Origin of the sequence: Saccharopolyspora sp. ID03-671, assembly GCF_045278815.1 — a bacterium.
Taxonomy (GTDB): Bacteria; Actinomycetota; Actinomycetes; order Mycobacteriales; family Pseudonocardiaceae; genus Saccharopolyspora; species Saccharopolyspora ipomoeae.
Genome location: NZ_CP134054.1, coordinates 4,876,601 through 4,888,890, shown reverse-complemented (window position 1 = coordinate 4,888,890; position 12,290 = coordinate 4,876,601). Strand labels below are relative to the sequence as shown.

Here is a 12,290-nt window from a genome sequence, read left to right as displayed (position 1 = left end):
GAGGCCGCCGCGAGGTCACTAGCCGACGATTTTCGCCGCGATCGCCCGGTGTCGATCTTTTCCAAGATTCGGGCAGTTCTCGCCAGAACCGCCCAGCATCCGGGATTTTCACCCGATTCGGAAGATGATCACGACTTTTCGAGGTACTCAGCGCGCTCCTCGTCGACCACCTCGGCCACCATCCGCGCCAGTCCCGGATGCTCCCGCAACTCCGGATCCACCGCCACCACGCGGTCCGCCTCGTCACGCGCCTGGGCGATCACGTCCTCGTCCCGCAGCAGCGACAGCATCTTCAACCCGGACTTGCGACCGGACTGGGCCGCACCCAGGATGTCGCCCTCGCGGCGCAGCTCCAGGTCCAGCCGCGCCAGCTCGAAACCGTCCGTCGTGGAGGCGACCGCGTCCAGCCGCTCCCGCGTGGTGGTGCCGCCCATCGCCTCGGTGACCAGCAGGCACAGGCCCGGCGCGCTGCCCCGGCCAACCCGGCCGCGCAGCTGGTGCAGCTGCGAGACGCCGAACCGGTCCGCGTCCATGATCACCATGACGGTCGCGTTGGGGACGTTGACGCCGACCTCGATCACCGTGGTCGCCACCAGCACGTCCAGCTCGCCCGCGGCGAACGAGCGCATCACCGCGTCCTTGTCGTCGGGCGCGAGCCTGCCGTGCAGGATTCCCAGCCGCAGCCCCGAAAGCGGACCCGCCGCCAGCTGCTCGGCCACGTCGATCACCGCGACCGGCGGGCGCCGCTGCTCCCCGCCGTCGTCGTCCGGCGGCGGCTCCTCACCGTCACCGTCATCCACAGTGGACTTCTTCTTCGACTTCTTGCCCTTGCCCGAGGGCTCCTCGTCGTCGCCGATGCGCGGGCACACAACGTACACCTGGTGCCCGGCGGCGACCTCCTCGTGGATCCGCGCCCACGCGCGGTCCAGCCACGCCGGCTTCTCCGACACCGGGACCACGCTGGTGCTGATCGGCGAACGCCCTTGCGGGAGCTCGCGAAGCGCCGAGGTCTCCAGATCGCCGTAGACCGTCATCGCCACCGTGCGCGGGATCGGCGTCGCCGTCATCACCAGCACGTGCGGCGCGGTCTCCTCGCCCCCGCGCGCCCGCAGCGCGTCGCGCTGCTCGACTCCGAAGCGGTGCTGCTCGTCGACCACCACCAGCCCGAGATCGGCGAAGGACACCTTGTCCTGGATCAACGCGTGCGTGCCGACCACGATCCCGGCCTCACCCGAGGCCGCCTCCAGCATCGCCTGACGCCGCTGCGCGGTGCTGAGCGAACCGGTCAGCAGCGTCACCCGGGTCGCGTTCTCCGCCCCGCCCAGCTCACCGGCCATCGCCAGCTCGCCGAGCAGCTCGCGCAGCGACCGCGCGTGCTGGGCGGCCAGGACCTCCGTCGGCGCGAGCATCGCCGCCTGCCGACCGGCGTCGACGACCTGCAGCATCGCGCGCAGCGCCACGATCGTCTTGCCGCTGCCGACCTCGCCCTGGACCAGGCGGTTCATCGGGTGCGCGGTGCCCAGGTCGGCGGCGATCTGCTCGCCGATCTCCTGCTGCCCCCGGGTGAGCTGGAACGGCATCCGCTCGTCGAAGGCCGCCCGCACCCCGTCGTCGCGGCGCTCGCACACCGGCGCCGGGCGCTCCTCGATGGCGCTGCGGCGCTGGGCGAGGATCAGCTGCACGGCCAGCGCCTCGTCCCACTTGAGCCGGTCCTGCGCAGCGGCGACCTCGCCGAAGTTCTGCGGCCGGTGGATCTTGCGCAGCGCGTCCTCCAACGAGGACATGCCCAGGCGCTCGCGCAGCTCGGTGGGCAGCGGGTCATCGGTGCCGTCCCAGACGTCGAGGACCTGACCGACGCACCGGGCGATCGACCACGACGGCAGTCCCTGCGCCGACGGGTAGACCGGCAGCAGCGCGGCCGCGAACTCCTCGGCCGCCGCCCCCACGTCGGTGGCCTCCGAGTCGAACAGCTGGTACTCGGGGTGCGACAGCTGCAGCTGCTCGCGGAACGCGGTCACCTTGCCCGCGAACATGCCGCGCTTGCCCGGGATGAGCTCCCGCTCCCGCCACGCCTGGTTGAAGAACGTGCACGACAGCGAGCGGTGCCCGTCGGTGATGCGGGCCTCGACGATGGTGCCGCGGCGGGACTTCATGGTCCGCTTGGTGACCCGCTCGACCTTGGCCAGCACGGTCGCGTGCTCGCCGAGCTCCAGCCCGGCGATCGCGGTCAGCTCACCGCGCTCGGCGTAGCGGCGCGGGTAATGCCGCAGCAGGTCGCCGACGGTGACCAGGCCCAGCGCGGATTCGAGCGCCTTACCGGTCTTGGCCCCCAACAACCGGTCGAGCTTGGCGTCCAATGTGGTCACTGAAAGTCCTCCGCCTGCGTCCTCGGATGGCACCGCGAGCTACTCGGCGGTGCCCGCGGTCTCCCGGCCGCCGAACCGCCAGCCCGCCCACGCCATCGGCAGCGCCCCGAGCAGCAGCCAGCCCTCACCGGAGAGCTCACCGGCGTCGCGGAAGTCCGGCGCGTCGACGTTGGCCCACGTCGTCAGCACCACGGTCCCCAGCATCACCCAGCCGAACACCGCGATCACGGCCCCCGCCACCGCCGTGGCACGCGTCCGCAGCACACCCCGCAGCACCAGCGCACCCCACACGGCGGCGACCACCAGCCACCACACCAGCTTGCCGACCAGGAAATCGCGCAGCGAACTCGACGTCTCCGGCGTCCCGGTCGAGGTCCACTCGACGGCGATCGGCTCGGGCAACCGAGCCCGCAGCGCCATCGGCACGGCGAGCATCAGCACGGCCACGAGCAGCGTCCAGCCGGTGATCAACCACAGGTACCGGCTCCGGATTCGCACTGCTGGCTCCCTCGACGACTCGCACCGGATTAGCGGCACACCCCGACGACCCGTCCCACCACCCGCGACGACGCGCGGACGACGACAGAAAGGTTCCCATCCCCAGGTGAGAGGAACACCCCCTCCGTGGATGGCAGGAAAGTTCCCATGCACCGGTGGCACAGAGGTCCCCTTCCTCCCACGGCGTGACAGGAAGGTTCCCGTGCTCACATCGAGCGCTCCGCGAGCAGGGCGTTGACCAGTTCGGCTCCGCGTTCGGGCTTGTCGACGCTGATGACGAAGTCGCGGCCGGAGGTCAGGCGCAGGACCAGGCACTCGCCGCCGCGCAACATGATCGCCGTGGTGGCGGGGAGGACGCGGTAGCCCCAGCCACCGACTTCCAGGGCGCGGTGGTTCGCGACGCTCGCGACGCGGATCTGGTCGAGGCGGATGCGGCGGACCGGGTAGCGCTGCAGACCGAAGGCGACGTGCACGCCTCGCTCGTCGACCCGGACGCGGGCCGAGGACAGGGCCGCCACCAGCAGTCCGATCAGCAACACCGGTACGCCGACGGGCGGGTTCACCAGCAGGACCAGTCCCACCGCGACGAGCATCGTCGCCGCACCGACCGCGATGAGCACCGGGCTGGACACCGGCGAGATCCAGACCTCGCGCCGACCGGGTGCCAGGTCGAGCTCGCCGGCCGCCTCGGGTTCGGCGCCGGGCTCGTCGGGGCCGCGGTTGCCGAGCAGCCAGCCGATCCACGCGGCGACGGCCGCCCCGCCCAGCACCGGGAGCAGGTGCCACATCGGCAGCCGGACGTCCTGCCAGGCGACGTGGTCGAGGTTGACCCACACCGTCGAGCCCAGAATTCCCGCGAAGAACAGGGCACCCGCACCCAGTACCGCGGCGCTGCTGGCCCGATGGACGCGGCGCTCACCGGCGGTTCCGGCGATCACCGCGAACACCGCCAGCAGCAGCCAACCCGGCATCATGACCAGCGGGAACCGTGCCAGCGGGATGGAGTCGTCGGCGACGCCGTCGAAGCTCCAGTGGCTGGCGATCGGGTCCGGAAGCCGGTCGCGCAGCAGCACCAGCGGCGCGATCAGGGCGACCGTCACGAGCACCGACCACAGCAGCGAGACGACCAGGAACGTCTTCCGGTGGTTCACGATTCCTCCTCGATCCACCGCACGAGGTCGGCGGCGGTGTAGCCGTGGCGGTGCGCTTCGGCGAGCAGTTCGCGCGCCCGGGATCGCAGGGCCGCCTCCGGGTCCGGCTTGCGCAGCACCGTCACCCCGCGGCCGCGGCGGAACTCCAGCAGTCCTTCGGCCCGCAGTTCGCGCAGCGCGCGCAGCACGGTGTTGGCGTTGACGCGCATCGCGTCGGCGAGGTCGCGCGCGGGCGGCAACCGATCGCCCGGCTCGACCTCCCCGTCGGCGATAGCGCGCCGGATCGCGTCAGCGGCCTGCTCGTGCAGCGGCCGCTCGTCCTCAAGATCCAACGAGAGCAACATGGTGCTAATGACACTAGCACCATCGATGTCATCCTGGAACGAAGACGAGGAAGGGAACCTTCCTGCCGTGACAGAAAGGTTCCCTTCCTCGCAGAACGGGTTACTCGATGCCGATCAGCAGCAAGGCGTCCAGGGCACCCGCGGGGTAGGTGGCCATCTCCACCTCCGGGTGGGCGCGGCGGAGGTGAGCGGAAAGTTCCCCGGGCAGGTCAGCGGGAGTGTTGTCGCCCACCAGGGCGGTCAGCAGCTCGCCGCCGAGCGCCAGCATCCGGGTCAGCAGCTCCTGGGCCGTGACCGTGAGGTCCTCGCCGATGAGCACGACCTCGCCGTCGATCAGACCGAGGATGTCGCCGGGACGACAGCGACCCACCCACGTCAAGGCCTCCACGTCGGCGACGTAGAGCTCCCCGCGCCGGGTCGCCGCGGCGGCCTCGGCCATCGCGACCTGGTCGTCGGCGCGACGCCGGTACGCGTCGTGCACCGCGAGCGCGGCCAGGCCCTGCACCGGCGAGGCCGTCGGCACCACCACGACCTCCGGCGCTCCCTTGGGCAGATCGGTGACCGCGCGCTCCACCACCAGAGCCGTGTCCAGGTCGTTGGGCAGCACCACCACGTGGCCCGCGCCGGTGCCGGTGAAGGCCTCCCGCCACTCGGCCGGGACCGGCATCGACTCCACGACCAGCACGTCCGCGCCCTCGGCGGCGAAGATCTCGCCCAGGGCCTCACTGGGCACGCACGCCAGCACCGCCACGTCGCGGGCGTAGGCCTCCTGCTGATCGGCGAAGCGCGTCACCTTGATCCGGTGCACCCGGCCCGACTCGACGCCCGCCTCGATCGCTCCCCCGATCTCGTCGCAGTGCACGTGCACCGCCCACGACCCGGACCCGTCACCCACGACCGAAACGCAGTCGCCCATCTCCCCCAGCCGCTCGCGCAGCGCCTCCGCGCGGCCCGCGTCGGTGTCGGCCAGCAGGTACATGACCTCGTAGTCGAAGCTCGACTCGTGCTCCAGCAGATCCGCCTCCGCCGGAACCGGGGAGCTCGGAGCCAGCCACTCGCCGTCCCGGACCACCGCGTTCAACGCGTCCAGCAGGACCACCACGCCCCGACCGCCCGCGTCCACCACACCCGCGTCGGACAGCACCGGCAGCTGCGCCGGGGTCGCGGCCAGCGCCTCGACCGCGGCCCGGGTCGAACCCCGCACCACCTCGGCCAGCTCGTCGGTGCCCCGGGCGCCGTGCGCGGCTGCGCGCAGCACCGACAGCACGGTCCCCTCCTGCGGTTCCGCGACCGCGCGGCGAGCCAGCTGCTCCGCCCGCGTCAACGCCTCCCGCCACAGCGGACCGTCGGCCGTGACCGCGTCCCGCAGCTGCTCGGCCACGCCCCGCAACGCCTGCGACAGCAGCATCCCGGAGTTCCCGCACGCCCCGCCCAGCGCGCCCTTCGCCAACGCGTCCAGCACACCGCCGAGCGTGTCCGGCGCGGACTCGTCCAAGGTGAGCACCGCCGCCCGCATCGTCTGCAGCAGGTTCGTGCCGGTGTCGCCGTCGGCGACCGGGAAGACGTTGATGCGGTCGATCGACTCGCGCTCGGCGGTCAACGCCGACAGGGCCAGGTCCGCCCAGCGGCGGGCAGCCGCCGCGTTCAGCGTCCGCAACACCCGGGAACCTCCCACGCACGTTACGATCGGTTGGAACCGAGACTATCCGCAGTCGGCGCGCTCGCGGTGCTCCGCCGCACATCGGCCCCCACCTCGGAAGGAGCCGGTGGCGGTGGGCTAGACTGACCCGGTCCCAGGGTGGCGATGACCCCGGGCGACCGGGTTCTCCGGGCTCAGGCCGCCGCACGGCGGTGAGCAGGAAGCGCTCCCGCAGGTGCCTCTCCGCTTCGGCGTGGCACGACTGCAGAGCTCTCATCGCTGTAACCGTCAAGCAAAGTAAGGGGTGTCTGACGTGGCTGCCGTCTGCGACGTCTGTGGCAAGGGACCAGGCTTCGGCAACTCGGTCTCGCACTCCCACCGGAAGACCAAGCGCCGGTGGAACCCGAACATTCAGACCGTGCACGCCAAGATCGGTCTGTCCCAGCGCAAGCGCATGAACGTCTGCACGTCCTGCATGAAGGCCGGCAAGATCGTCCGCGGCTGAGGGTTTTGAGTCTGGGAGCCCCGAGGTGGTTGCGCCTCGGGGTTTTCTGCTGTTCAGGGCAGGAAGGACGAGCTCGTCAGGCAACCGGCGAAGCCGGTTCCTCCTTGCCCCACCCTCGCAACCCGCACCGCCGCGGGTTCTCAGAGGTCTTCTGGGGAGACAACCGACATGTCGTGTATCGGCCCATGCACAAGCCTCGGATCCCGGAGCCAGAAGGCGTCTGAGGTTCCGCTACCCGCACCGCCAAGCACAGGGACCACAGAGCAGTTGCTCTAGATCAGGGCAACTTCCAGTCGATCGGCTCCCAGCCCTTGCTCTCCAAGATCTCGTTGGTCCTGGAGAAGGGTTTCGACCCGAAGAAGCCTCGGTCTGCTGACATGGGGCTCGGGTGCGGGGATTCGACGCACTCCACGCCGGGCATCAGGGGCCGGAGGTCTCGGGCGTCGCGGCCCCAGAGGATCGCGACCAGGGGCTCCTCCCGGGCGGCGAGGGCCTTGATGGCCTGGGCGGTGACCTGCTCCCAGCCCTTGCCGCGGTGCGAGCCGGGCTTGCCGGGGCTGACGGTGAGGGAGCGGTTGAGCAGCAGCACGCCGCGCTCGGTCCACGGGGTGAGGTCGCCGCTGGACGGCTTCGGGTGGCCGAGGTCCTCGCAGTACTCCCGGAAGATGTTGACCAGGCTGCGCGGCGGTGCGACGCCCGGGGCGACCGAGAAGCTGAGCCCGACCGGGTGCCCCGGCGTCGGGTAGGGGTCCTGGCCCACGATCAGCACCCGCACGTCGTGGAACGGCTGCTGGAACGCGCGCAGCACGTTCTCCGGGGCGGGCAGGTAGGTGCGGCCCTCGGCGACCTCGGCGCGCAGGAAGTCCCCCATCGCCGCGATCTGATCCGCGACCGGCGCGAGCGCCTCCGCCCAGCCGGACTCGACGGTTTCGTGCAGTGGACGTGCTGCCATGCCGAGCAGATTAGCGATCGACTCCGAGGCGGTCGCGCACAGCCCCACGACCACCCAGAAGTGTCACACGTCACATACCGATGACGTAACGATGATCGCGAGTTCGCTCACATGCGTAATCGGAACTACTCCGAAAGCGCCATTTTCGCCCGTCATCGCGGAAATTCGTCTGTCAAATCAGTGACGCTGCGACAGGACGTTTCCGGCGCTCGGACAGCGCCGTTCCGCGAAAAGGAAATAACAGCGGAATGCTCGATCCAGCAGTTTTGGTGGCCTCGCCCAAGCCACTCGGCTAGGTTCTGGCGAAGTTCCAAATCGACCACGGCCGTGGAGACAAACACCCGGAGGTGGGCCGCACGTCATGACTTCTCAGCAACCAGCCGAAACAGAGGCCGAGCAGAAGTCGTTGCTGCGCCGCGCGGTCGGCGCAGCGGCAATCGGTAACTGCACGGAGTGGTACGACTTCGGCGTCTACGCCTACGTGGCCGCCTACGTCGGTCACCAGTTCTTCCCCGGCCCTTGGGAGACCGTCTCCGCGTTCGGCGTCTTCGCCATCTCCTTCCTGTTCCGACCGCTGGGCAGCCTGTTCTTCGGCCCGCTCGGCGACCGGATCGGCAGGCAGAAGGTGCTCGCCGTGACGATTCTGCTCATGTCGGGTTCGACGTTCCTCATCGGTCTGCTGCCGACCTACGGCGCCATCGGCATCCTCGCGCCGATGCTGCTGCTGTTGTGCCGGTTGGTGCAGGGCTTCTCCACCGGTGGCGAGTACGGCGGTGCCGCGACTTACATCGCCGAGTACGCCCCGGACCGCAAGCGCGGTTTCTGGGGTAGCTGGCTCGAATTCGGCACCCTGGTCGGATTCGGATTGGGCGCGCTGGTGCCGACGATCCTGATCCTGACGCTGGACAGCACCTCGATGGAGACCTGGGGCTGGCGCATTCCGTTCCTCATCGCCGGTCCGCTCGGCGGTGTCGGTCTGTACCTGCGGTCCAAGCTGGAGGACACCCCGGCGTTCAAGCAGCTGGAGAACACCCACCAGGTGGCCAAGTCGCCGCTGAAGGACCTGATCCGCGAGTGGTGGCGTCAGCTGCTGATCCTGATGGGCATCGTGGTGCTCATCAACGTCGCCAACTACACGATCCTCACCTACATGGAGACCTACCTGTCGGACACGCTCGAAGTGCCTGACGGGCAGGAGCACCAGGTGCTGATCCCGCTGCTGCTGACGGTCGTGTTCATGCTGGTCATCATCACGCCGGTCGGCGCGCTGTCGGACCGCATCGGCCGCAAGCCGCTGTTCGTGTCCGCGGCCATCTGCTTCCTGATCCTGCCGGTGCCCGCGTTCTGGCTCATCGGCCAGGGAACGGTGCTGACCACGATCCTGGGCCTGGCGCTGCTGGCGATCGGGCACGTGCAGCTGATCGGACCGCTGGCCTCGACGCTGCCGGCGATGTTCCCGACCAAGGTCCGCTACGCGGCCTTCTCGGTCGGCTATAACATCTCCACAGCCGCCTTCGGTGGTACTGCGCCGCTGATCAACGACGCTGTCGTGACCAACACCGGCAACAGCTACTTCCCCGCCTTCTACCTGATGGGCGCGGCACTGGTCGCACTGGTGCCGATCCTGCTCATGAAGGAGACCGCGAGGAAGCCGCTCATGCAGGACGCCCCGGCGGCGACGGCGAGCTGACGCCGGACCCACCACAGTCGAGAACGCCCCCGGATCTCATCCGGGGGCGTTCTCCACGCTCAGCGCCAGTGCTCCCAGCCGGTGGGGCCGACGTAGGGGTTGCCGTCGACGGTCACGCCCGTTCCCTCGGTCACGACGCCGATCTCGCGGAAGTCCGGCGGCAGCGGGCGGTTGGCGGGGAACGTCGCGATCAGGGCCTGGTCCTCGCCGCCGGTGAGCACCCAGTGGCGGGCGTCGGCACCGAGCGCGGAGGCGACCTCGGTGAGCCGCTGCGGCACCTCCACCTGCTCCATGCGCAGGTCGACGGCCACGCCGGAGGCGGTGGCGATGTGGCCGAGGTCGGCCAGCAGCCCGTCGGAGGTGTCCACCATGGACGTGGCGCCCGCGACGGCGGCCTGCGGGCCGGCGCCGTAGGGCGGTTCGGGCACGCGGTGCGCGCCGACGACGGCGACCGGGGAGCGGAAACCGCGCCCCAGCACGGCTAAGCCGGCCGCCGACCAGCCGAGCCTGCCGGCGACCGCGACGACGTCGCCCGGTCGGGCACCCGAGCGGGTGACGGGTTCCCTGCCCTGCAGATCACCGAGGGCTGTGATCGAGATCGTCAGTGACGGCGACGACACCATGTCACCGCCGACGATCCCGATCCCGGCCTGCTGTGCCTCTTCCCACAGGCCGTCGGACAGCTCGTCGACGACCGCCGCCGGGGTGTCCGGCGGACATCCGAGGCCGACCAGCACTCCGGTGGGCACCGCACCCATCGCGTTGATGTCGGAGAGGTTCACGGCGACCGCCTTGCGGCCCACCTGGTGCGGCGTCGACCAGTCGAAACGGAAGTGGACCTGTTCCACCAGCACATCGGTGCTGGCCACCACGCGACCGTCGGGAGCGGCGAGCACCGCGGCGTCATCGCCGGGGCCGAGCAGCGTGCCCGGTGACTGCTGACGGCCGGCCGTCACTCGATCGATGAGATCGAACTCACCCACCTGGGAAATGGTCTGTGGTTCCTGGGACGAGTCAGGACCCAACTGGGACCTTCCTTCCTTGAGCATCAGCTCGGTCAGATGGGGTAGCTTTCTGCCAGTTTCCTACCCCGAGCACATGGGCTAGACGAAGGGGCACGCCGTGGTTCAGGCATACATCCTCATCCAGACCGAGGTCGGCAAGGCAGCCGCCGTCGCGGGCGAGATCTCCGGGTCGGCCGGCGTCATCAGCGCCGAGGACGTCACCGGTCCCTACGACGTCATCGTGCGCGCCGAGGCCGAGAACGTCGACCTCCTCGGCAAGATGGTCGTCGCGAAGATCCAGAACGTCGAGGGCATCACGCGGACGCTGACCTGTCCGGTGGTTCACCTCTGAGCTGACCCCATCGCGGTCGGTGCGCGGCGTGGTGCTGTAGTGGGAACGTGGTTGAGCACGAGGGTTCCGGCGTCCCCAAGCCGGTTTTGATCGTCGCGATCGCGCTCGGCGTGCTGCTCGCGGTCGGCGTGGCCGGTGTCGGCGTCTACGGCTGGTACGGCGAGCACCGGGCGCGGGAAGAGGCCGAGGCCGCTCAGGCCGCCCGCCGCACCGGCCCGCTGGCGGCCGCGCCGATCCCGGCGCCGCGGGCCGAGTCACCGGAGTGCGCCTCGGTGATGTCCGCGCTGCCCGCCGAGCTGATGGTCGGCGGAGCCCCGGTGCCGCGCAGGCCCCTGGCCCAGCCCGCCCCGGCCGCGACGGTGGCGTGGGGCGACGCCGAGCACGACCCGATCACCGTGCGCTGCGGCATCGACGCCCCCGCCGAGCTCACCCCGACGTCGCAGCTCATGGACGTCTCCGGGGTCAGCTGGCTGGAGATCAACCAGGGCGGCGACTCCTCCTGGCTCGCCGTGGACCGCCCGGTCTACGTGGCGCTGAGCGCCCCCGCCGACACCGGCACGGGTCCCCTCCAGGACCTCTCCAAGCTCATCGGCACCAAGCTCCCGAAACAACCCGTCTTCCCCTGACCCGATCCCTCCTCCGGTCGAGAACCCCGGTTCTCGTCGCGCGAGAACCGGGGTTCTTGCCAGGAGGGATCAGCGGAGGCCGGTGCCTCGGGCTTGGGCCGTGTCGATCAGGGTGGTCAGCAGGGTCGGGTAGTCGATGCCGCTGTGGGCCCACATGCGCGGGTAGAGCGAGATCGGGGTGAAGCCCGGCATCGTGTTGACCTCGTTGATGATCAACGTGCCCTCGTCGGAGAGGAAGAAGTCCACGCGGGCCAGGCCCTGGCACTCCAGGGCGGCGAAGGCGCGGACGGCCATGTCGCGCAGCTGCGCGGTGTGCTCGTCGCTGATCTTGGCGGGCAGGTCGAACTCGGTGACGTCGTCGAGGTACTTCGACTCGTAGTCGTACCAGTCGGTCTCACCGGTGACGCGCAGCTCGGCGGGCTGCGAGGCCTCGACGCGGCCGTCGGGGAACTCCAGGACGCCGCACTCGATCTCGCGGCCGCTCACCCCGGTCTCGATGATGACCTTCGGGTCGGTCTTGCGGGCCTCGGCGATCGCGGCGTCCAGCTCGGACCAGTCACCGACCTTGGTGATGCCCAGCGACGAACCGGCGCGGGCGGGCTTGACGAACACCGGCAGCGTCAGCCGCTCGCGCTGCGCGTCGGTCAGCGTCCGCTGTCCGCGCCGCAGCACCTCGTAGGTGCCGACCTCGATGCCCTCGGCCGCCAGCAGCTTCTTGGTGTACTCCTTGTCCATCGACACCGCGCTGGAGAGCACGCCCGGGCCCACGTAGGGCACGTCGGCCATCTCCAGCAGGCCCTGGATGGTGCCGTCCTCGCCGAAAGCGCCGTGCAGCACCGGGAAGACGACGTCGACGCCGGAGAGCACCTCGCCGCCCTTCCCGGGTTCGAGCAGGACCAGCTCCTGGCGCGTCGGGTCGCCCGGCAGGGCCAGCGCGGTGCCGGAGACGACCTCGGGTTCCTTGCGGTCGCGGATCTCCAGCTGCTTCGGGTCGTCGGTGCCGAGGACCCAGGCGCCTTCCTGGGTGATGCCCACCGGCACGATCTCGAAGCGGTCCTGGTCCAGGTGGGCGAGAACGCTGCCGCCGGAGACGCAGGAGATGCCGTGCTCGGTGCTGCGCCCGCCGAAAACGACGGCCACCCGGGTCTTGCGCGAAGTCATGC

At 70.3% G+C, this 12,290-nt stretch carries 12 protein-coding genes; 4 read left to right on the top strand and 8 right to left on the bottom strand.

What is annotated here, in order from left to right:
* Nucleotides 1–128: 128 nt before the first annotated feature.
* From recG to REH65_RS22645, 5 genes are all read right to left on the bottom strand, one after another.
* Nucleotides 129–2,366 carry an ATP-dependent DNA helicase RecG gene (gene recG / locus REH65_RS22665; protein ID WP_406688997.1) on the bottom strand — a complete coding sequence of 746 codons (2,238 nt, stop codon included), beginning with the start codon at nucleotides 2,364–2,366 and terminating at the stop codon, nucleotides 129–131.
* 39 nt (nucleotides 2,367–2,405) lie between these two features.
* Nucleotides 2,406–2,864, bottom strand: a complete 459-nt coding sequence (locus tag REH65_RS22660) for a hypothetical protein (RefSeq protein ID WP_281454932.1) — start codon at nucleotides 2,862–2,864, stop codon at nucleotides 2,406–2,408.
* Nucleotides 2,865–3,070: 206 nt separating this feature from the next.
* Complete coding sequence (locus tag REH65_RS22655) at nucleotides 3,071–4,015, bottom strand: DUF1648 domain-containing protein (protein ID WP_406688996.1); 945 nt, start codon at nucleotides 4,013–4,015, stop codon at nucleotides 3,071–3,073.
* Entirely contained in the window at nucleotides 4,012–4,359 is a 348-nt protein-coding gene (locus REH65_RS22650; protein ID WP_406688995.1) for a GntR family transcriptional regulator, read from the bottom strand. Before REH65_RS22650 ends, REH65_RS22655 begins: the two co-directional genes overlap by 4 nt.
* A gap of 100 nt (nucleotides 4,360–4,459) precedes the next feature.
* Nucleotides 4,460–6,019 (bottom strand): DAK2 domain-containing protein, encoded by a 1,560-nt coding sequence (locus tag REH65_RS22645; protein ID WP_406688994.1) that lies wholly within the window; start codon nucleotides 6,017–6,019, stop codon nucleotides 4,460–4,462.
* Nucleotides 6,020–6,311: 292 nt separating this feature from the next.
* On the opposite strand from REH65_RS22645, the gene rpmB reads away from it, so the two are divergent.
* Nucleotides 6,312–6,503, top strand: coding sequence for a 50S ribosomal protein L28 (gene rpmB / locus REH65_RS22640; protein ID WP_281454936.1), 192 nt, complete (start codon nucleotides 6,312–6,314; stop codon nucleotides 6,501–6,503).
* A 277-nt stretch (nucleotides 6,504–6,780) separates the two neighbouring features.
* On the opposite strand, the gene REH65_RS22635 is transcribed toward rpmB, so the two are convergent.
* Nucleotides 6,781–7,455: a uracil-DNA glycosylase gene (locus REH65_RS22635; protein ID WP_281454937.1), complete on the bottom strand. Its 675-nt coding sequence runs from the start codon at nucleotides 7,453–7,455 to the stop codon at nucleotides 6,781–6,783.
* Nucleotides 7,456–7,816: 361 nt separating this feature from the next.
* On the opposite strand from REH65_RS22635, the gene REH65_RS22630 reads away from it, so the two are divergent.
* Entirely contained in the window at nucleotides 7,817–9,145 is a 1,329-nt protein-coding gene (locus REH65_RS22630) for an MFS transporter (protein WP_406688993.1), read from the top strand.
* Between the two features lie 59 nt (nucleotides 9,146–9,204).
* On the opposite strand, the gene REH65_RS22625 is transcribed toward REH65_RS22630, so the two are convergent.
* A complete protein-coding gene (locus REH65_RS22625) occupies nucleotides 9,205–10,194 on the bottom strand; it encodes a thiamine-phosphate kinase (RefSeq protein WP_406688992.1) in 990 nt (329 codons plus the stop codon).
* 73 nt (nucleotides 10,195–10,267) lie between these two features.
* Between REH65_RS22625 and REH65_RS22620 the strand changes: the two genes are divergently transcribed.
* Entirely contained in the window at nucleotides 10,268–10,501 is a 234-nt protein-coding gene (locus tag REH65_RS22620) for an Lrp/AsnC ligand binding domain-containing protein (protein WP_281454940.1), read from the top strand.
* Between the two features lie 47 nt (nucleotides 10,502–10,548).
* Nucleotides 10,549–11,127, top strand: a complete 579-nt coding sequence (locus tag REH65_RS22615; RefSeq protein ID WP_281454941.1) for a DUF3515 domain-containing protein — start codon at nucleotides 10,549–10,551, stop codon at nucleotides 11,125–11,127.
* 69 nt (nucleotides 11,128–11,196) lie between these two features.
* Here the strand turns inward: REH65_RS22615 and REH65_RS22610 are convergent, their stop codons facing one another.
* Nucleotides 11,197–12,288: a D-alanine--D-alanine ligase family protein gene (locus REH65_RS22610; protein ID WP_406688991.1), complete on the bottom strand. Its 1,092-nt coding sequence runs from the start codon at nucleotides 12,286–12,288 to the stop codon at nucleotides 11,197–11,199.
* Between the last annotated feature and the right edge of the window lie 2 nt (nucleotides 12,289–12,290).

What these genes read in the sequence shown, in the direction of transcription:
- REH65_RS22650 (WP_406688995.1), bottom strand. Translation starts at nt 4,359, where the DNA reads ATGTTGCTCTCGTTGGATCTTGAGGACGAGCGGCCGCTGCACGAGCAG.
- REH65_RS22635 (WP_281454937.1), bottom strand. Translation starts at nt 7,455, where the DNA reads ATGGCAGCACGTCCACTGCACGAAACCGTCGAGTCCGGCTGGGCGGAG.
- REH65_RS22630 (WP_406688993.1), top strand. Translation starts at nt 7,817, where the DNA reads ATGACTTCTCAGCAACCAGCCGAAACAGAGGCCGAGCAGAAGTCGTTG.
- REH65_RS22625 (WP_406688992.1), bottom strand. Translation starts at nt 10,194, where the DNA reads ATGCTCAAGGAAGGAAGGTCCCAGTTGGGTCCTGACTCGTCCCAGGAA.
- REH65_RS22610 (WP_406688991.1), bottom strand. Translation starts at nt 12,288, where the DNA reads ATGACTTCGCGCAAGACCCGGGTGGCCGTCGTTTTCGGCGGGCGCAGC.